The organism is Bacteroides sp. 90-K9/2, assembly GCF_047310725.1.
GTDB classification, from domain to species: Bacteria; Bacteroidota; Bacteroidia; order Bacteroidales; family Bacteroidaceae; genus Bacteroides; species Bacteroides vicugnae.
Window position 1 is genome coordinate 168765 of record NZ_JBCGVL010000002.1, and the last position, 21707, is coordinate 190471.

Sequence of the window (21707 nt, forward strand, 5' to 3'; positions counted from 1 at the left end):
TGTTTTATTGTTTCACAATCGAGATCGTCTCTTTCAACTGGTCAATCGTAATCTGATAAGAACCGGCCTCCTGAATATTCCACTTATAGTCCAGACCACCCAAATCTGCATCCGGATACATACTGCTCAACTCTGCATCCGATTTAGTGACAAACAAAGCTGTTTCCACTTCACCCGTCGGAGTTTTACCGTTCTTATCCGCCATAAACCAGTCTCCGTTCCAGTCAGACTGCTTATCGCAGGAAATCTTCATCTCACCGGCTTTCAGCGTACCGCTCCATGTGAAGATATAAGGACTGTCGACACTCTTAGTCATCGGCGTAGCATTGTCCAAACTCCATCCGTTCGGAGTCGCCTCACCCACCAGATACAATCCTGCGTAAGGAGTGAACGGACGCATCAGCATCTTTTCTTTTCCTTTGCCTGTATAGAAGCATACTTTATAAGGTTTGCCACATTCAGCCTCTTTCATTTGCCATTTATTATCGTCGCCTCCAAGCACTACTGACGTCGAAGTGTACGGAGCATTTGCTACGGCAGGATGGAAGAAAGCATCCGACTGGCCGAAGTCCGCCACAGAGCTAAACTTAAATTCTCCGTCTGCTTCCCAAGGAATCACAGCTCCATAATGGAACAAATCCATCTGAACAGCATCTTTAGACAGTGCCTCAAATCCCCAGCCACCATTTCCGGTGAACGAACCGACAATGAAGAACTCGTCAAATCTCCAACCGATATCTTCCGTTTCAGTCAGTGTCAACGTCAGATTGAGCAGATCTACTTTTACAATATAGGTTACCCCTTCATCGATTACAAACGGCTCATCCGGCTGGTCACCCGATGTACGGTAAGTCAGCTGGAGTGCTTCCCCGGCAGTGGCGTCACGGTTGTACGACGGCAAGAATTGTCCCAATGTCGTTATAAATTTCAATGATCCGGCGTTCAGTTTTCCTGTCCATGTAAACTGTCCGTTATCCGTACGCTCCATCGCTGTCGCATTGTCGGCAGCCCATCCATTCGGAGCAGCCTCACCGATCAGGTAAAGCGTAGTAGTAACCGGCTGGTATGTAGTCACTGTAAAAGCAGTCGTCGCACTTTGTTTCTGCTCTTCCATTCCGGCAACAACCGCTGTGATACGTGCCTCCAACTCCGCTTTCACAGCATAACCGATACCGAACTGTGTATTCAGGAATTGGTTGAGTTCTTCCACTTTCTTAGTCCATTGATACGTTCCCGTACCTAAATCCACCGAATAAGCATTTGCAAAGTCCGTTCCGGCTTTTGCCAGCTCCAGCGTATAAGAGATACGGTTACCACTTCCATAATTCGTTCCGGTAGTCCATGAGAGAGCGAGTGCTTCCTGACTATGGTTCTTTTCGTTCAACACCAAGTCCTGCTGATTCACCGAAAGAGTGAGGGTATCATGTCCTTTATTTGTCTCCATATAATCTTCGGCACAGGCAACCATCGTTCCGCCGATGAAAAGAGAGCATAACAACTGATATATATATTTCTTCATGATATTATTTATCTAAATGAATGATTATAAAACAGATTAATAACCGGGATTTTGAGTCATCAGATGATTGGAGTCCATCTCTGTCTGCGGAATAGGCAACAGGAGACGTTCCTTGGTCACATTATTCTTGCCGATGGATTTCAGGAATGTCAATGCATAATTTCCATTATCCACACGGATCATATCAAACCAGCGGTGTCCTTCAAAGGCAAGTTCCATCCGGCGCTCATGAATAATCTTCTCCCTCATTTCAGTCTGCGTCAGAGCAGTCGGCACATCTGCCAGTCCGGCACGTTTACGGACGATATTCAATGGTTCGGCAGCCTGGTCGGGATGTCCCTGCTCGTTCAATGCTTCCGCTTTCTTCAATAGAACATCTGCATAGCGATATACTACGAAGTTGTTGGGATTGGTATTATACTCCGAAGAAACAGTCTTCGACACAAGGAACTTGCGCACATTATAACCCGTATTCGACCAGGAACGTCTGTATTCCATACCGTCAAAAGCAGGACAACCTTGATACAAGACAGTTACGTCTTTCCGCAAATCACCGTCCTCATATTGCTTGAAAAATTCTTCCGTAGGCAGGTTCCATCCATAAGCACCGGCCACCAGACTTGAGTTACGAGGTCCCATAAAAGTCGACAGCCAGGATGATTGGTTATCACCGCCCCAGAAATCATATTCCGTACTACCGGAATATTGTACTTCGAAAAGGGATTCCGCACCATTATTGATAGTAGCATTGAAATTATCGGCATAATTGCATTGAGTCAAATCGTATCCCATCGCAGCAATGTTGTCACACAGAGTTACTACTTCATTATAGTATTCGCGATGATTGGGCGCCAGTGTCAGATAAATATCCGCCAGCATAGCCATTGCAGCTTCTTTGCAGGCACGTCCTCTATCGCTGTCTCCATAACTGCTTTTCGGAGGAAGCATGTTTACCGCATTTTTGCAGTCAGAAAGAATCCGGGCATATACCTCATCTACCGTATTACGGGCAATATCCGTAGATTCTCCCGGTTCAAACGGCGTTAAGCGCAAAGGCACACCTCCATACAGACGAACCAGAATATAGTAGTAATGTGCACGCAGGAAATAAGCCTCACCCATGCAACGAGTCTTTACCTCATCGGAGATAGCCGCCGAAGGCAGATTGGAAAGCACAATGTTACAACGTCCGATACCTACCCACGGAGAACGCCATACGTACAAAGCAAAGCCATTATCACTCTGGGCTATGAAATTGGAAGCCTGCACAGTTTCCAGTCCGTCGGTTCCCCCTCCGGCGCCTACTTCACTGTTACCTGCGATAATATCGAGGCTCCAGATACGCTGATTATACATATTGGATGACTGAAGAGTCTTGTAGCAGGCAGTAGTCAGTGCCACGGCAATCTCGTTCGTTACTTCCGATTCGGGATCGACGCCATATTTAGGATATTTATCTAAGAAATCGTTGCATGAGGTCAATGCCAGCATGGCAAACATCATTACCAAAGTTGTTATCTTTTTCATATTCTTCCTCCTGATTTAAAAGTTAAAGTTCAAACCCATGCTGAACGTACGTGAGATAGGATAGCGGCTACTGTCGATACCATTAACGTCAACCTCCGGGTCAAAGCCGGAATATCCGGTGATAGTCGCCACATTCTCGCAAGAGAAAGAGATGCGGGCATTTTCCAGTTGAATCTTTTGCATCCACTTTTTAGGCAGTGTATACGAAAGCGTAATGTTTTTCAGACGGAGGTAGGAACCGTTTTCCACAAATCGGTCGGATACACGGCAGTTCTGATTCGGGTCTCCCCAGATAGCACGCGGCATGGAGTTGCTTGTTCCTTCTCCCGTCCAGCGGTTCAGTACGGCTGTGGTCTGGTTGTAAGCGGCTGCCATTCCTTCGTTGTCTACATTGTTGGCATTATAAATCTTGTTTCCCGATACGCCTTGCAGGAACACGGAAAGTTCCCATCCCTTATAAGAGAAATTATTGCTTAGAGAAAAGAACCAGTTCGGGTTCGGGTTGCCGATAACGGTACGGTCTTCATCGTTGATAACTCCATCGTTATTCAAGTCCCGGAAACGGATATCACCCGGAGCAGCGCCCGGTTGGGTAGCATGGCGGTTCACTTCATCCCAGTTCTGGAAAAGTCCGTCGGTTACGTATCCGTAGAATACGTTAATCGGATAACCGGCTCTAAGCATAGTCACGTATGAGTTCCCCATCTGGTTGATAAACATCGGAGTTTCGCTGTTCAAGTCCTGAATTTCGTTCTTGTTATAAGTAGCTGTTAAGGCAGACTCCCAAGAGAAAAGCCCTTTCAAATTAATAGTACGCAAGGTCATTTCCACCCCTTTGTTGCGCATCTTACCGGCATTGGTGAAGGTTTCGGTAGTATCTTCAAAACCGGAAGTAATAGGAATGGAAGCCTTCACCAACATATCTGCTGTCTTCTTGATATAAGCGTCCAGCGAAAGGTTGACGCGTGAATTGAACAGGCTCATGTCTACACCGAAGTTGGTCTGGCGCACTTCTTCCCAATGAATATTCGGATTGGAGAGAGTAGTAGATACCAGAGCGGTGGAGTTGTTGTTGCCGAAAGGATAGACTCCTGTGTTATAGGAAGCAACAAAACCATAGTTACCGATTTCCTGATTACCGGTCACACCGTATCCGATACGCAGTTTGAGGTCATTCACCGGGAAGTTGTCTTTCGGAAACCAGTTCTCCTGGGAGATACGCCATGCCAGCGAAACGGAAGGGAATGTTCCCCAACGGTTGTTTTTACCAAAACGGGAAGAGCCGTCACGACGCACAGTAGCTGTAAGCAGGTATTTATCTTCGTAAGAATAGTTGAGACGTGCCATCAGAGAGAGCAGTGCCCAGTCACTCTGGCTACCGCCAAGACTGTACATCTTCTCGCCGTTGTCCATTTCGTGGATATTATCAAACATGAAGATATTCTTTTGAGCATTCAGGTAATCGTAGTTATTCCACTGGGCGGAAGAACCTGCCATCACCCCTACCCGGTGTTTCTGCGCAAAAGTGTGGTCGAATACAAAATAATTATCCCACAAATAGGTAAATGCTTTGTTATCGCTCTTATAGCGGGAAGATTCTTCTACCGGATTCGGTTTCCAGTTGTAAGCCGGAGTAAAGTTGTCGACAAACCAGAATTTGGCGTCATAACCGAATGTACTTTTCAACTTCAGCCATTTGGTAAAGGTGATCTCTCCGGTGATATTTGCCAGGAAGTTATATCCTTTTGTTTCATTGGTCATCATGTGCAGTGTACCGATCGGGTTACGGATGCTTCCGTACCATTGCGCCTCCTGTCCGGGACCGCTCCAACTGCCGTCCTCATTCTTCACCGGTTGGGTGGGGAGTGCTTTCATTGCATCACCGATGCTATAAGTTCCTCCTTCTTTCACGTCCGTACTGAATGTCAGGTTGGTAGTGAATTTCAGCCATTTATTAACTTGGGCATCGCTATTTGCCTGAAAGTTGAAACGACGGTAATTAACGCTTTCCACAATACCGGACTGGTCAAGGAAACCACCGGACACATAGTAATGTGCTTTTTCCGTACCACCGGAATAGCTAACCGAATAGCTTTGCTTCACTCCCGTGCGCAGCATTTCATCCAGCCAGTTCGTTCCTGTTCCCAATAAAGAAGGGTCTGCCCAATAAGGGTTTGTATTATCATCATTATTAGACAGCATATCATTGCTCAAAGCGGCATATTGCGCAGCATTCAGCATATCGGGCACTTTAGTGGCATTCTGAATCGCCCAATTAGCGTTTACCGTCACCTTTCCGGCACCCTCGGCACCCCGTTTGCTGGTAATCATCACCACACCGTTCGCACCACGCGAACCATAAATAGCTGTTGCCGAAGCATCTTTCAATACGTCCACCCGCTCTACATCGGCCATATTCAAGGAAGACAATCCCAAGTCGGTAGGTATTCCGTCAATGACAATCAGCGGGTTACTATTGTTGATTGTTCCCAAGCCACGGATTTTAATGGTGACATTATCACCCGGCTTACCGGCATCGATAATCTGCACGCCGGACACCTTTCCTTGCATTGCCTGACCGATATTGGCCACCGGAGAGTCTTTGATGTCCTTCACTCCGACAGAAGATACCGCTCCGGTCAGATCGCTCTTTTTCATCGTTCCGTAACCCACTACTACAACTTCGTCCAATACTTCCGTATCTTCCTGCAAGGTTACTTTCAAAGAGTTTTTCCCGTTCACCGGAACTGTCTGCATTTTATAGCCGACAAAAGAGATAGTCAGCGTGCTGTTAGTCGGAACGCTTAATGAGAAATTACCGTCTACATCGGTAATTGTACCGTTCGTTGTACCTTTTTCTACCACACTAGCACCGATCACCGGTTCGCCCGTGGCATCTACGACATGTCCTTTTATTGAAATCTGTTGTGCGAATGCACTAAGAGATAGGAACAAGCCCCACATTATTAGTAAGAGGCGGCGTTCAAAGCCTTTCGACTTCATACTCTGTTTCATGTACATTAATTTAAAGTTAATATTAGGGTTACTTTTGTTTTACTCTCTGTGTCATTGCTGAAATGACCGTGAAACAAAAGTATCCACATTTCATACTGCTTCTTAAAGCAGATAGCAAAAATATAGTGATTTATACAGTATCCCACAGTATAAACCACTAAATATAAGAACGTTACAAAATAGAAGTCGGACTAAAAAAGTAGTGGTTTTCTTATTCTTCCACCTTCCCTATTTGCATTACTTTAGCCTCAAATTCATCTCTTTCTCCCACAGCCTTGTTACGGACACGAGTCCGGTAATTATAAATGGTAGTGACGGAGTAACGAAGGAATTGCGCTATCTTAGTACTGTCCGTAATTCCAAGGCGGATGAGAGCGAAGATACGAAGTTCGGTATTCAGCAGTTCTCCCGGTTTAGGTTGCATCGGTTCGGTAAGCAGGGCATTAAAATCTTCCACAAAACTGGGGAAGAGTTGCAGGAAAGTCACATCGAAGTTCGCATAAAACTCTTTCAGTTCTTCATCAAGAAATTGCGAAGATTTAATAGCCTTATATAGTTCTTCCACCCTTCCGGCAGCAGCAATCTTATTCAGGGAACGGCGGTATAAATCCATCTTGTCGAGATAAGTGGAGCATTGATCCATATATCTCCCGATATATTCCTCCTTGATATAGTTGGCTTCCGAAAGCGTATGATTCATTTCTTTCAGTTGCGAATTGGAATCGTGAAGTTCTTCGTTCAGTTCTTGCAGGAGCGTATTAGTGTCGATCACTTCGCGACGTGCGGCAGCAACCTTTTTCATCTGCTTGTAAACGAAGAAAATGGCGACTAACAAAAATACGGAAAGCAAACTGATACAAATCAATGAGACTTTCATCTCCTGCTGCTGACGTTTGGTTTTTAATTGATAGGCCTGGTCGATGATAGGAAAGACCTGTGAGATTTCCAGGGTACGAAGACGGGCATTGCAAAGGGTGGCATCCTCCAGGGAACATTTCAGATAGTTGTAGGCACGGTCGATGTCTCCTTCTTCATAAACAAGAGAAGCGAGTTTGCGCAAAGACACATATTCTTTTACCGCTGATTTCAAATCGGCAATGGCCGAAAGAGCCAGGTAATGTTTTTGCCCCTGCTTATCTCCTTTCAACCGATAGCCTTCGGAAATGGTATAAGTAATCATTGCCTGTGCATGATCATCTAAAGACGGTTTACTGTAATATTCCATCAGCATATCAATCGCTTCATCGTATCGGGCATGAACGATGCACTTATCTGCCATCACCAATGCGTGCCCCAGAGAGTCGGAAGCATTGATCTGTAACAGGGAATCCCGGTATAAATCCGTCATCCGGTAATATTCTTTCTTGGCTTTCTCCGTAACGGCATAATCACCCATCAATCCATAAATAGTGCGGTACAGATGATAATAATAGCCATATAGATAGTCGGGCAGTGTTTTCTTATCAATTTTCCCCAATAACTCGAGGGCTTCTTTATACATTCCGGTAGTTCCCATCACTTCCGCCATATTCATGGCAGAATCATCCAAGTAGTCCAGTTTATTTAAACGATGTGCCAGTTCCTCTTTCCGTTGGGCATAGACAAAAGACGAATCCAGATTATAAGCCCGGTATTCATCGAAAAGACGTCCGCAAAAACCATATCGCTGCTCATCGGAAGCAGCCTCAACCAACAATTTCTTCAAGTCAGCAATTCGTGCCTCCTTTTCCGCTCCATAAGTCTGGCGGTTTTTAATGATACCATCAATCTCACGAAGCAACGCATCGGTACTCTTATTATCTTTTGCATAAAGCAGACCAGAAAGGACGATTGTCACAAAAATCAGAATAACTTTTTTCATAGTGCCGCATGTATTATATCTGCAAAGATAAAAGTCTTTCAGAAACTTCCGGCTTTCAGGAGAAGATTATTGCAGGTAGAAAAAACAATCTTTTTTAAAGAGAGAGCAAAACGGATTTATTATAAACACAATAATTGTATTTATAATAATCAATATGCAGTCATTGTTAATTCTTTTATTCCGGTCACTCCTTACTAGGGAAAGTATTGAAAATTTTTATTCTCTATTATTCACTTCTTCCATGCCCTTGTTTTCCCCAAAGTATCTTTTTGCGTGATATAAATAGCATCTCGTATCCTCACTAAGATTAAACTCTATTATATCCTGGAGTGCTTCGCAATTATCTTAGGCATATAGGCAGTCTTATCCTCTATTCATTGCCTAAAAAAATACCTGCATTCCATTGTAAGGGTAGCCATTCCCATATCAATGCGTGTGGCATATGTACTTTGCCATGTCCGAAGATGTAACTTCAGACATGGCAAAGTACATACGAAAATCAATAAAATTACTATCTCGATTACATTACATATAAATTTATTCTTTTAGTTAGGTAGCGGCACTATTGGCCTGCGACCGTAATTTAACTTCAGACCTCTTTGATAAGCTTCGGGACCATGAAGGTTGTTGATATCCATTTCACCCAAGTTTACGAGGATCCCCCGTGCCATGAGACCGGCATCTTCGTTTTCAAGGCGTGGCAAGGTTTCCGCAGCTTCTTTTAGATCCGGCAGGAAAGGACGGATACAATCGCGCATGTTAGGATCTAATGACAGGCATTCCAGTGATGAATAAGCTATTTTTCTGTCTTTTTCCAAAACGGGAGTAATCAGGCGTGAAACACCTTCTTCGGCTTTGCCCAGATAGGCAACGGCATAGGCAGCTTCAGAAGCGATGTAAGGATTGTCATCTTGGAGGAGCGCCAATAAGATTTCCGGACAAGTCCCAATTTGTTTTTCTCTAGCAAGTTTGGCATATCCCACTACTCCCCAGAACCGCATTTCCGGCAGAGAGCTTGCTATTGCTTTCTCCAATAAAGGAAGGGAAGCGGTAGTTGCCGTTCCAGCTGTCTCGACAAGGACATACAAGTCATCCAACGGATATTTCTCTTTCCGTACTTTATCATAAAGTATATGTCCGATACGTGAGGTAGGAAGGAAAAATCCCAAGTCACAGGTAGTGCGGATATGGTCAGACAGTGCTTGGCGCATTTTAGTGAGAATTGCTGCATATTCGGGCACATCGGACAAATCATGTAATTCACCCGCGTCTTTTTCAAGATCAAACAACATTTCTGCCGGATGGGCTTCAAAAGCCTGCCCCCAATCGGGGTTGGTATTGTGTCCTCCCAACACCAGCTTGTCCCAGGCTTTATTGGATGGCATCCCCCATTGGTAATAATTGCGTAAGGCAAACTGGCGGTAGGGGATATAGCTGCGGATGTACTTGAATCGTCCGTCAGTAACGGCACGTACCGGCATGAAATGATGTAGCTGGTTGGCTGCCAATGCAAATTGCATTTCACGTTTTTCTTTATTTGCAAACTTGCCGTAAAGTGCTTTGCCCTGCATCTGTTTGGGTGGCTTTATCCCTGCAAGACTAAGTACAGTAGGTCCCAAATCCGTGAAGTTGACCAAACTGTACTCTTTGCCTGGAGCCTGATTCGCCAGATGTTGCCATTTGGGTGGAAAGTAGGCTATCAAAGGTACTCTTAGACCGCTTTCGTACAAATATCCTTTACCACGGGGTACGCAACCGCCATGATCACTGAAGAAGAAGATAATCGTATTTTCATCCAATCCTCTTTCTTTCAAATCTTTCAGGAAGAGGCCCAGCCAAATATCTACGTCTTGTACTGCTTCCAGATGACCGGCATAATCGGAACGTACTTCCGGCAAATCGGGAACATAGGAGGGCAATGAAAGTAATGTCGGGTAGATACCTTCCTGCGTGTAGTCTCTTCGTCCGTCGGTGTGGAAAGTACGAATGCGTCCCATATGTGAAGTTACCGTATTGAACACGGCGAAGAAAGGTTGATCTTTTCCCCGTTTTGAACTGTTGTAGGAAGCCTTGTTGTTGCACTCGTCCCAACATATTTTATTGTCGGTGGTGGAATTATAATGTGTCTTGCTGTTGTTCGTACAATAATATCCGGCTTCACGCAATTTCTGGGGAAAGAAGATGTCGGCGGGTGTATCATAGGGTACGGGATGGATATCCATTCCGTAGGTACTCGAGTAGCATCCGGTGATAAGTGAAGAACGGGCCGCCGAACTTTGGGGAGCTACAGACCATGCGTTCATGAACTGTATGCCGCGGGAAGCAAGACTATCCGCATTGGGGGTATGTACCCCTTTGTTGCCATAGCAACCGAATTCGTATGCACTGGTATCTTCAAAGGTGAGCCAAAGAATATTTGGCCTCTCGTTTTTTTTGTCTGCTGCCTCTGTAGGTGCGGAATACAATCCGTAGAAGGCGGTACACATTAATAAAGGTAAGTGTCTCATAAAATGTTAAGTATATTTGTTTCTTTCTGCTAAAATAGCCCGTTTGTGTCTAACGGAGATTTTCTTATGTTCAAAAGTGTGTTAATATTGTCTCGGCAAATAATTTTTCAACAAAATTAATATCGATTCAACAATATTGCAAGACGCTTAAACATCTATTCATATGATATTGGATAAAAAAAGATAAGAAACCGAGGATAAAATTTTAATTTTAAATATTGAAATCTAACGCAAAAGATATGAGAAACATGTTTTTTATAATGATACTATTTTATGTATCATTTTTGTCAGGACAAGCACGAAATGTGAATGGAAATTCTTTTGATAATTCACTACGCTGTGAAGCAGATAAGCTGTTGACGAAATGGATGGACACCTTTTTGACCTATCAGTGCATCCATCCTGATTCCGCACTTGACGGAGGCGTCTTGTGCCCTGCATGTGCCCGCATGCACGGGCGAATAGGAGATGCCGTACTTCCTTTAATGTATCTGGCGGAAAAGACTGGCAACCACAAATATCTGCTCGGAGCCAAGCGCCTAATGGCGTGGATGGAGAATGTGCACCGTCCAGATGGTTCATGGATGAATGATGTACATATTTCGGACTGGAACGGTACTACGGTATTTGCGTCTATTGCCCTCTACGAGGCCTTACATTATCATGGGCACTTACTGGATGACTCGACCCGTAACCATTGGAAGCAACAATTATTGAATGCCGGTGAGTTTATAATGGACAATCCTTTTATTTATAGCCGCAAGCGGAAAGGTATGCGGAATATGAACGTCAATTATTCAGCTTCTGCAACCTATGCCTTGTACGCTATCGGTGAACTGTGTAACCGCCCTGATTTCAAGATGGAAGCCCGAGAGATAGCTGCCGGACTGAAAAGCTATTTCACGGGAAATAATTGCTTCCTATATGGTGAAGGACCGAATATCAGTTCTGAAACTAGCAACGGCTGTCGTCCGGTCGATTTACTTTATAATATAGAAGAATCCCTGCCCAATATGGCATATTATGCAGTGATGGAGAATGATACGGAATTATTGTCACTCGTAGAACGTTCCATGAATACCCATCTGGAATTTATGTTGCCCGACGGTGCTTGGGATAACAGTTGGGGCACACGCAGTTTTAAGTGGACATACTGGGGTGGACGTACCAGTGACGGATTTATGGGAGGCTATTATCTAATGGCTGCCCGTCATCCGGAATATTTGGAGGCCATTCACCGCAATATCCGTTTGCTGGATAAGGCGACTCATGGCGGTCTTCTTTATGGAGGAATGCATTATCTCGCATCCGGTATTCCTCCCTGTATTCATCATACATTTGGACACGCCAAAGCATTAGCATCTTTCTTGGAACTGCCTCCTGTGAAGATAAATTCCTCGGGTAACCTTCCCCGGGATGCTGTTTATGGCATGAAGTATTTTAAAGATATTCGTACTTGGCTTCTGTCCCAAGGAGCTTGGCGTGCTACGTTTACCGGATATGATGCTGAATATAAGGTAAAAGGGACTCATCCTATGGGAGGTGCCCTCTCTTTGCTGTGGCATGCGCAAGCAGGGCCTGTTTTTGCTGCAACTATGAATCAATATAAACTGATTGAAGCTCCTAATATGCAGAGCAATACCCGTAAATATCTGATGGGAGGTACTCCCCGAGTTGAATTAATTCAAGATGGGGTTGCATATAGTAATCTGGATGATTTGGCCACGGACATCACTTGTTTTACCGGAAACAAAATCTGCCGGTTTGATGTACAGACTCATTTGGTTGATATTAATCAACAGTCTCCGAAACAAGGAGCAGTATCTGTAGCGATGGATTATGCGTTCTCGGAACAAGGAGTCAGCATAAGTGTGGAGCATTGCAATGAATCGGCTTATCTTATGCTGCCGGTTATCGCATCGCCTGAAGAAAAGGTGGAAATAACTGCCCGTGAAGTTTGTATAAAGAAGAACAAAGGTGTATTGCATATCACCTGCGAATCTGGAAATATACAAGTGGCACCGACCGATGGAGATGGACGAATCTTCAATCCGGTTCCCGGATTTTCTTTTATACCTTTGCAAATAATACCGAAAGGCACTGATAAGAAAATACAGATAAATATCTATTTTTGCTAATATATTTCATCTATTTGCTTCATAATGGATTAGAACTATGAAAACACTGCAATTTTTGTTAGTACTTTTAGGAGGATTGTTTCCCTGTGTGCTGAATGCCGGTGTAACCGAAGATATTTATTTCTCCCATATTGGTCTGAAAGAGGGCTTGTCACACAGTACAGTTTTTGCTATTAATCAGGATAAAGAAGGAAATTTATGGTTTGCTACGTATGATGGTGTAAATAAATATGATGGTTATAATTTTACTGTATATCGTCATCAATATACAAATTCCAGTAGCATTGCCAGTGACATCTCCCACTGCATTGCAGTAGATGATTCAGACCGGATATGGGTTGGTACTCGTGAGGGATTATCTCTCTACAACCATCAAAAGAATGCTTTCTCCAATTATTATTATAAAAAGAATGGCTTGAATGTAGCTGTAACCAATATTGTATCAATTAAAAAAGACTGGTTGATATTGGGAACTGCCGAAGGTATCTTGCTTTTTGATGTAAAGAAGGAATGTTTCCTGAATGATACATTGTCTTCTTCCTTGCATAGATTGCAACCTACTGCCTTGGTACGCCAGGACGATTGCATTTATATAGGTGCCGAAGATGGCGCGTATATTTATACTCTATCAAGCGGTGTTCTGGAGAAGCTGGTGAATATACCTGCCGGTGTGAAAATACATGCTATATTGTGCCAGATGTTTAATAAAATATGGTTGGCAACAGAGGGAGATGGGCTTTATTTATATGACGTGAAATCAAAAGAATGGAAAAATTACCGTCATGCAGATGGTAAATCCGGATTAAACTCAAACTATGTGCGTTCTTTGGCATTGGACACGGAGAATCGTTTATGGGTGGGAACTTATGGAGGATTGAATATCTACAAGGAAGGTACAGATAACTTTTCGTCTATAAAAAGTTCGGAGATTCAGGAAGGAAGTTTGTCACAGAATTCAGTCCGAAGCATTTTCAGAGATTCGCAAGGCGGTATGTGGTTGGGTACATACTGGGGAGGATTGAATTACTATCATCCTTTGTGTAACCGCTTTCAGCGTATCAAGCATGTTCCGTTCTTAAATTCACTTAGTGATAATGTAGTCAGTTGTATTGTTGAGGATAATATGCATAACTTGTGGATCGGTACGAGTAATGGCGGGTTGAATTTCTATGATAATATTTCGCAACAATATAAGAATTATTTATTTAATTTGGGTAATGTGAGTGCACCTTTTAAAGATATTAAAACAGTATATGTGGATGAGGCGCAAGATAAGGTCTATGTAGGAGCACATGCCGGAGGAATGATGGCCTTGCACCGGAAATCCGGTCATGTGGAATATTATAATAGCCAGAACAGCAATTTGCCGAGTAATAATATTTATTCTATAATCTCTGATGGGCACGAGGGACTTTGGGTGGCATCATTGGAGTGTTTATTCCACTTTGATATGGTTAAACACAGCTTCACGATTGTTGATAAAGATAGGAACGGGCATAAATTGCAGCAAGATAACCGTTTGTTGTTTCGGGATTCCAAGAAACGTATATGGGCCGGAGGAAAAATGGGAGTCTCGGTTTTTAATCAGATAGGTACCTCCTTACTCATTAATACAGATTTTCAAATAGTTTCTATACTGAAGCAGGCATTTGTGAATTGTTTCTACGAATCTTCTTCCCAATATATATGGATTGGAACCCGCAACGGTTTATTTGCTTTGAAAGAGGGTGACAAGCAATTTTTGCAATATACAACAGCAAACGGTTTGCCGAGCAATGTTATTTACGGTATCCTGGAAGATGCCTACGGTCGTTTATGGATAAGTACGAATCAGGGATTGAGTTGCTTGAATCTGGAAAGTGGAAAATTCCGTAATTTTACGATTATGGACGGATTACAAGGTAATCAGTTTAATGCAGGAGCTTACTGCAGAAAAGACGATGGTTATATGCTGTTTGGAGGAGTCAACGGCATTACTTTATTCCGTCCTGAAACATTGATCGATAATCCTTATACCCCTAAACCCGTAATCAATAAATTATTTGTCTATAATAAGGAGGTACTGCCGGATGATGAAACCGGTATTTTGAAAAAGAACATTGCGTACGTTGACCATATAACTTTGTCGTCATCCCAGAATTCATTTTCCATTTCGTTTGTCGTCTCCAATTATATAGCAGGTAAGCATAATACTTTTGCTTATAAATTAGAAGGGTATAATGATGTATGGTATAAGCAAAATGATATCAGTCTCGTTTCTTACTCCAATTTACCGGCAGGAGACTATACTTTCTGCATAAAAGCGGCGAACAATGATGGAAAATGGAATGAGGATCCCACTATGCTTCACATCCGCATACTGCCGGTTTGGTATTGTACTTGGTGGGCACTTACTTTATTTATTCTGTCGTTTGCCTTGCTGGTATTCGGTAGTGTACGGTTCTTTTGGCTGCGCAAAAATATGCAAGCTGAAATACGCATGGAAAGACTCGATAAGGAAAAACGGGAAGAAATCAACCAAATGAAAATCCGTTTTTATGTAAATATCTCACATGAATTACGAACCCCGTTGACCTTGATTGTTGCGCCATTACAGGAATTACTCAACCATATCAGCGGGCATTGGGAACATGAGCTATTGTCCTATGTCCAGCGGAACGCCAACCGTCTACTGCACTTGGTCAATCAATTGATGGATTTCAGACGTGCAGAATTAGGAATCTTTGAACTCAGAGCTGTGTACTCCAATGCTTCTAAACGGGTACTAAACTGCTTTATGAATTATGAAAGTCTGTCTAAAAGAAAAGATATAGACTATAATTTCTATACAGAACTACAAGTTGAAAATGTGCTTTTCGACGAAAACTATTTGGATCTGATTGCAAATAACTTGCTTTCGAATGCCTTTAAATACACCAAAGTCGGCGGAAGCATAACCGTGAAACTCTATAAGGAAGATAACAACCTTGTATTACAAGTAGCCGATACTGGTATTGGCATTCCGCTCGAGAAACAGGAGAAGATTTTTGAACGTTTCTATCAGGTGGAGAATGGTTGTGAAGGAAGCGGTATCGGACTTTCTTTAATTCAGCGCTTGGTTGAACTGCATCATGGGCGGATTGTTCTTCAGAGTGAAGTAGGCAAAGGGTCCATTTTTACAATTTATCTACCGCAGGATAAATCTGTATATACCCGGGAGGAACTGTCTGGCAGAAGTGGGGACGCAGGAGATCAACGTGTATATTCCACCAATGCAAATGACATCTATATTAGTGATGATGAGAAGTTGGAAAAGGAAGAAAATACAGATGATGAAGGCGGTAAACGCGGCACCATCCTAGTGGTAGAAGATAATAGGGAGCTGAGACAATACATAGTAAACAGTCTGTCTGCTTTCTTCAATCTCTTGGAAGCGGAGAACGGACAAAAGGCATTGTATATATTGAAAGACCAGGAAGTCGATTTGATTATTACAGATGTCATGATGCCTGTAATGGACGGTGTGAAATTATGCAAGTTAGTGAAACAGAATTTACGTACCTGCCATATTCCGGTTTATATGTTATCAGCCAAAGTGGATGTCAAGTACCAGTTGGAAGGCTTGCAGGTAGGAGCTGACGATTATATCGCCAAACCATTCTCTATGGAAGTGTTGAAGGTTAAGATACTGAATATGCTACGCACACGTTACCGCATTTTCGAGCGGTATTCCAAGATGATGGAAATTGAACCGGAAAAACTTGCGAATAATACAATGGACGAGGAACTGTTGCGAAAGGCCATTGCTGTCATTGAGAAGAACATGGATAATGTAGAATTCTCTACGGAACAGTTTGCACGTGAAATGAATATGAGCCGTTCAAATCTTCATCTCAAATTAAAAGCGATAACAGGAAAATCTGCCATTGATTTTATTCACAAGATACGGTTCAACCATGCATGCCAATTATTGAAAGAAGGAAAATATACTGTTTCCGAAATCAGCTTTATGGTAGGGTATAATACACCTTCTTATTTTGCAGCACGCTTCAAAAAATATATCGGATGCTTGCCGACAGAGTATGTAAAGAAATGATATTTATTACTTATGAAAGTACACCTTATTTTAGTTTTGACAGCAGTTTTAGTTCTATCGGTTTCGTGCAGTCAATCGGCTTCATATCAGTTGTCAGTATCTAAGAGTGATAGTATTCGGAGTGGAGACAAACTTATAGAGCTTTTCACCTTGGTAAATGGAAACGGAATGTCTGTTAAGGTGACGAATTACGCCGCTTCTCTGACTGATATTTCCGTTCCCGACAGGCAAGGAAACTTTGAACATGTAGTTCTGGGGTTTGATAGTTTGAAATATTATTTAGGAAAACATCCTAAATTAGGTGCTACGGTGGGAAGGTTTGCCAACAGAATCAAAAATGCCGAATTCAAATTGAACGGGCAGATATATCATCTGGAAAAAAACAATAAAGGCCATTCCATCCATGGAGGGGCAAAAGGATTCAATAACCGGATTTTTGAAACGGACACATTCTATACAGTAAAAGATACGGCCATCGTAATTTTTAAATATAGAAGTGCGCACCTGGAAGGGGGATTTCCCGGAAATCTGAATCTTTCAGTAGCTTATAAACTTACTAATCAGAATGAGATTATCTTGGAATATACAGCTACTACAGATCAGCCTACGGTAATCAATCTTACGAACCATAGCTATTTCAACCTGACAGGCTGTAAAGAACCGGTGTTGGACCATATTTATAGGATTAATGCAGATTCCATAACTCCGGTCGATTCTACAGGCATTCCTACCGGAGAGATACTGGCCGTAGCAGGAACTGTATATGATTACACTACTCCACAACGGGCAGAAAAACGAATACGGAAAATGGGGAAAGGATATGATGTCAACTATAAACTGAATAGGTATTCAGATTCTTTGGAATTGGCGGCTATTGTGGTAGAACCCATATCCGGCAGAGTTCTGAAAGCATACACCACTGAACCAGGTATGCAGTTTTATATTCCGAATTCGAACATGGATTATCTTGCCGGACATGACGACAAGAAGTATGGCCGGTATTATGGCTTTTGCCTTGAGATGCAGCATTTTCCAGATGCTCCTAACAATCCTCAATTTCCAACTACAAGCTTGTTTCCGGGAGAAATATACCGCCAAATGACTATTTATAAATTTGAAACTATATCAGAATAATATATTTAATCAACTAAAACTTATTAATTATGAAAATGAAAGTATGGAAGAAATGCATGTTTATAATTGGAGTGCCTCTTTTGGTGATAACGAGTTTATGTGCCAATAACGAAATTCCCGACAATTCTGTAAAGAAAACAAGAAGTGGCACTTTTATTTATGAAAAGGACAAAGCATGGGAACCCGCTGATGAAGGCGTGACCAGGCAAATCATGGGTTACGACGGGCAACTGATGCTGGTTAAAGTTAAGTTTGAGAAAGGGGCCATAGGAACTCCCCATACCCACTATCACACGCAAACGACTTATGTAGCAACTGGTAAATTCGAATTTACGGTAGGTGATGAAAAGAAAATTGTGGAAGCAGGAGACGGTATTTATATTGAACCAGACATCTTACATGGCTGCATTTGTCTGGAACCTGGAGTTTTGATTGATTGTTTTGCTCCGATGCGGGCGGATTTTCTGAAATAAGTACTGAAAAACAACCTAAAGGGCGTGTAATCAGATACATAAATTTACTATTTGATTAAAACAACACCCTGTGTTTTAGGTATCTATAAGGCTGTTTTTGCACAAAACTATTACATGGTGAACAATATTGATATGAAAAAAGTGGAAAAATGGGGAGATTAAAAACAATACTTTTACCCTTTTTTTAGCACTTGTCGTATGTTTGTTATCGAAAAATTCTAAAGTTAAACCTTAGATTTATTTATGTATGTACAAATTAAAAGAATTATTTTTAATGTTTGTCCTCGCTTTTGTTAGTATGGCTGCATACGCACAAAGTCTGACAATAACCGGTAAGGTGGTTGATAGCGAAGGATATGAACTGATTGGAAGTAGTGTTACTATTAAAGGTGCTGTCGGGGTTGGAACAGTTACCGATATAAATGGTAACTATACTTTAAAAGTAAAAGATGCATCTAAAGATGTGCTGATTTTTTCTTATGTGGGGATGACTTCACAGGAAGTGAAGGTCAATAATCAAAGTGTAATTAACGTAACTTTAAAGGCTGATGCTGTGATGCTGGACGAAGTTGTTGCTATTGGTTATGCTACTGTAAAACGTAAGGATTTAACCGGTTCGGTAGCTTCAGTAGGCGGACAAGAACTTTCTAAAATTCCAGTTAGTGATGTAACACAAGCTTTGAGCGGACGTATGGCTGGTGTGATGGTACAACAAAGTGAGGGGGCTCCAGGTTCTACTGTTTCCATACGCGTACGTGGAGGAATTTCAATTACCCAGAGTAATGAACCACTTTATGTTATCGATGGATTTCCCAGCGAAGATGGTATGGCTAGCCTAGATCCCGCTGAAATAGAAACGATTGACGTACTGAAGGATGCTTCCGCCACAGCTATTTACGGTGCACGTGGTGCCAATGGTGTTGTAGTGATTTCCACCAAGAATGGTAGTAAATCCCACGGCAAAGCAACAGTCACTTTTGATAGTTATGTAGGCTTCAAGACTTTGGCCAAAAAGCTCGATGTACTTTCTCCTTACGAGTTTGTACGACTGGATTACGAACGCACCTTGTGGAGAATGAATACAGGTGATGCTGGTGCTGACGGTATGACATCATGGGAGAAAAGATATGGTAAATATAGTGATATCGAAGCCAACTATGCCAATCGTCCCGGAATTAACTGGCAAGATGAAGCACTGGGACGTACAGCTTTAACACAGAACTATCGTGTTGCAGTCTCCGGAAAGACTGAAAAGATGAATTATAGTTTGGCTTATTCGTTCTATAATGAAGAAGGAGCTATGGTGTATAGTGGTACTAAGAAACACAATATCTCTTTTAACATGAATCATGAAGTTAACAAATGGCTCACGGTAAATTCTCGCATCAGTTATGACCAGAGACGTGTAGAAGGCATGGGAACTTCAGGAGATAGCGACCGTTTCAATAAGATGCAACATATCCTACAATACCGCCCCACAATCGGTATTCAAGGAACTGATGCAGAACTTCTGGCAGGTGAAGACCCCATTTTAGCTGATGACAGTGGTAATGTAATGCAGAATCCTCTAATTTCTGCTGCCGAAGAAATTAATGATAGAGAGTGGCGTACTTTCCAAGCCAATGGAGGTGCTACGATTAAATTGCTAAAAGGATTGTCGTTTCGCAGTACAGTAGGTATGCTTTATCAAACTCGTCGTAATGATGTGTTCTATGGTGCAGAATCGCAAACAGCTAAGCGTTCCAGTATCAAAGGTACTATTACGAATCTCGAAAATAATAGTTTTCAGACTTCCAATGTTTTGACTTATGCTTGGAATAACAAGATACATGATATCACTGCAATGGTTGGCCACGAGTTTATAAGCAAATGGGCACGTTCGTTCTCAGCAGGTGCTACTCAATTTCCGAATGACGAAATCGGACTGGGCGACCTTTCATTAGGAACACCAAGTACTCCTACTTCTTCTGAGAATTATGATGATAAGCTGCTTTCTTTCTTTGCTCGCGTAAACTACAGCTTGTTGGACAAGTACCTGTTTACAGCTTCAGTACGTGCCGATGGTTCTTCAAAATTCGGAAAGAACAATAAATGGGGATATTTCCCGGCATTTTCTGCTGCATGGCGTTTGAGTGAAGAAAAATTCATCAAGAATTTGAATGTCTTCTCTGATTTGAAACTCCGTGTCGGTTATGGCTTGGCAGGTAATAACCGAATCGACAGTTATCAGAGTCTGGCAATCATGAGTTCTGTTACAGCTGCTAATGGCAACGGCGCACAGGCTGGTTATGCTTCCAATCAAGTTCCTAACCCCGATTTGAAATGGGAGGCTAACAAGACGTTCAATTTAGGTATGGATTTTGGTTTCTTGAATCAACGTGTCACTTTCTCTCCGGAATTCTACATCAACCGAAGTAGTAATTTGTTGTTGGCGGCCAAATTGCCTTACTCATCTGGTTATCAGAATATGATTATTAATGCAGGCGAAACTCAAAATATCGGTATCGACTTGACTATTAATACAGTGAACTTCACCAACAAGAATTTCTCATGGAATACGACTGTTACATTATCTCATAATAAGAACAAAGTCAACAAGCTGACAGGTGAAGACGTACAGTTGTATTTGGCAAGCTTTGGTTATTCTGGTGCCGGTGCGTCCCATCAAATTGCAGTTGGACAACCCTTAGGACAGTTCTATGGCTATGTTACAGATGGTCTGTATCAGGTAAGCGATTTCGATTATGATGCAACGACTAATACTTATACCTTGAAGGATGGGGTTCCTTATCATGGAGACAAAAAACAAATTCAACCGGGTTATTGGAAATTTAAGAATGTGGATGGTAGTGAGGATAATTTGATTACGGAAAATGACAAGACTGTTATCGGTAATGCATTTCCTGATTTCTATGGTGGTATTAACAATACCTTTACTTGGAAAGATTTTGATTTGAGCATTTTTTTGACCTATAGCTACGGAGCAGAAGTACTTAATGCCACGAAACTGACTAATACAAAAACAGCTTTGACCAATAAGAACGTGTTGGCAATAGCCAATGAAGCTAACCGTTGGGTAACCGTAAACAGCAATGGAGAATTGATTAAGAATCCGGAAGAACTGGCGGCTGTAAACAGGGGAAAAAGCGTTGCTGTATTTGGTGACAACGGTTCGAACAATACATACATTCATTCGTGGGCTGTGGAAGATGCTTCCTATCTGAAACTTAGTAATATAACCATCGGATATTCATTCCCTAAAAGAATGATTAATAAGCTTGGTTTAAGCAAATTACGTATATACGCCACTGGAAACAACTTGCTGACATGGACACCTTATACAGGTTTTGATCCAGAGGTTTCTACAATGAGCGATGCTCTGACTCCGGGCGTTGATTTCGGTGCTTATCCCAGAAGTCGGTCTTTCGTATTTGGTGTTAATGTAGCATTTTAATTAG

General features: G+C 42.3%; 10 protein-coding genes and 1 pseudogene. 5 read left to right on the forward strand and 6 right to left on the reverse strand.

From position 1 onward, the window contains the following. Window positions 1–4: 4 nt before the first annotated feature. From AAHJ11_RS08255 to AAHJ11_RS08280, 6 genes and pseudogenes are all read right to left on the reverse strand, one after another. Window positions 5–1519: a SusF/SusE family outer membrane protein gene (locus tag AAHJ11_RS08255; RefSeq protein WP_320974733.1), complete on the reverse strand. Its 1515-nt coding sequence runs from the start codon at window positions 1517–1519 to the stop codon at window positions 5–7. A gap of 36 nt (window positions 1520–1555) precedes the next feature. Next, window positions 1556–3019, reverse strand: coding sequence for a RagB/SusD family nutrient uptake outer membrane protein (locus tag AAHJ11_RS08260; protein ID WP_413579418.1), 1464 nt, complete (start codon window positions 3017–3019; stop codon window positions 1556–1558). A 42-nt stretch (window positions 3020–3061) separates the two neighbouring features. Further along, window positions 3062–6061 (reverse strand): TonB-dependent receptor, encoded by a 3000-nt coding sequence (locus AAHJ11_RS08265; RefSeq protein WP_320974731.1) that lies wholly within the window; start codon window positions 6059–6061, stop codon window positions 3062–3064. A gap of 211 nt (window positions 6062–6272) precedes the next feature. Beyond that, window positions 6273–7922 (reverse strand): DUF6377 domain-containing protein, encoded by a 1650-nt coding sequence (locus AAHJ11_RS08270; RefSeq protein WP_148367767.1) that lies wholly within the window; start codon window positions 7920–7922, stop codon window positions 6273–6275. 219 nt (window positions 7923–8141) lie between these two features. Continuing rightward, window positions 8142–8267, reverse strand: a pseudogene (locus AAHJ11_RS08275) (ISAs1 family transposase); the annotation flags it as partial. 200 nt (window positions 8268–8467) lie between these two features. Next, entirely contained in the window at window positions 8468–10429 is a 1962-nt protein-coding gene (locus AAHJ11_RS08280; RefSeq protein WP_320974730.1) for a sulfatase, read from the reverse strand. A 239-nt stretch (window positions 10430–10668) separates the two neighbouring features. Between AAHJ11_RS08280 and AAHJ11_RS08285 the strand changes: the two genes are divergently transcribed. From AAHJ11_RS08285 to AAHJ11_RS08305, 5 genes are all read left to right on the forward strand, one after another. Beyond that, window positions 10669–12567, forward strand: coding sequence for a hypothetical protein (locus tag AAHJ11_RS08285; protein ID WP_320974729.1), 1899 nt, complete (start codon window positions 10669–10671; stop codon window positions 12565–12567). 37 nt (window positions 12568–12604) lie between these two features. Next, a complete protein-coding gene (locus tag AAHJ11_RS08290; RefSeq protein ID WP_258978811.1) occupies window positions 12605–16642 on the forward strand; it encodes a two-component regulator propeller domain-containing protein in 4038 nt (1345 codons plus the stop codon). 12 nt (window positions 16643–16654) lie between these two features. Further along, on the forward strand, window positions 16655–17776 hold the full coding sequence (locus tag AAHJ11_RS08295; RefSeq protein WP_234131806.1) for an aldose epimerase family protein: 1122 nt from the start codon (window positions 16655–16657) through the stop codon (window positions 17774–17776). A 29-nt stretch (window positions 17777–17805) separates the two neighbouring features. Continuing rightward, window positions 17806–18249: a cupin domain-containing protein gene (locus AAHJ11_RS08300; protein ID WP_320974728.1), complete on the forward strand. Its 444-nt coding sequence runs from the start codon at window positions 17806–17808 to the stop codon at window positions 18247–18249. A gap of 247 nt (window positions 18250–18496) precedes the next feature. Further along, window positions 18497–21703 carry a SusC/RagA family TonB-linked outer membrane protein gene (locus tag AAHJ11_RS08305; RefSeq protein ID WP_413579320.1) on the forward strand — a complete coding sequence of 1069 codons (3207 nt, stop codon included), beginning with the start codon at window positions 18497–18499 and terminating at the stop codon, window positions 21701–21703. The last annotated feature ends 4 nt before the right edge of the window (window positions 21704–21707 follow it).

Excerpts from the sequence above, each read along its gene's own strand:
- AAHJ11_RS08255 (WP_320974733.1), bottom strand. The coding sequence starts at position 1,519 with ATGAAGAAATATATATATCAGTTGTTATGCTCTCTTTTCATCGGCGGA.
- AAHJ11_RS08260 (WP_413579418.1), bottom strand. The coding sequence starts at position 3,019 with ATGTTTGCCATGCTGGCATTGACCTCATGCAACGATTTCTTAGATAAA.
- AAHJ11_RS08265 (WP_320974731.1), bottom strand. The coding sequence starts at position 6,061 with ATGAAACAGAGTATGAAGTCGAAAGGCTTTGAACGCCGCCTCTTACTA.
- AAHJ11_RS08270 (WP_148367767.1), bottom strand. The coding sequence starts at position 7,922 with ATGAAAAAAGTTATTCTGATTTTTGTGACAATCGTCCTTTCTGGTCTG.
- AAHJ11_RS08280 (WP_320974730.1), bottom strand. The coding sequence starts at position 10,429 with ATGAGACACTTACCTTTATTAATGTGTACCGCCTTCTACGGATTGTAT.
- AAHJ11_RS08285 (WP_320974729.1), top strand. The coding sequence starts at position 10,669 with ATGAGAAACATGTTTTTTATAATGATACTATTTTATGTATCATTTTTG.
- AAHJ11_RS08290 (WP_258978811.1), top strand. The coding sequence starts at position 12,605 with ATGAAAACACTGCAATTTTTGTTAGTACTTTTAGGAGGATTGTTTCCC.
- AAHJ11_RS08295 (WP_234131806.1), top strand. The coding sequence starts at position 16,655 with ATGAAAGTACACCTTATTTTAGTTTTGACAGCAGTTTTAGTTCTATCG.
- AAHJ11_RS08300 (WP_320974728.1), top strand. The coding sequence starts at position 17,806 with ATGAAAATGAAAGTATGGAAGAAATGCATGTTTATAATTGGAGTGCCT.
- AAHJ11_RS08305 (WP_413579320.1), top strand. The coding sequence starts at position 18,497 with ATGTACAAATTAAAAGAATTATTTTTAATGTTTGTCCTCGCTTTTGTT.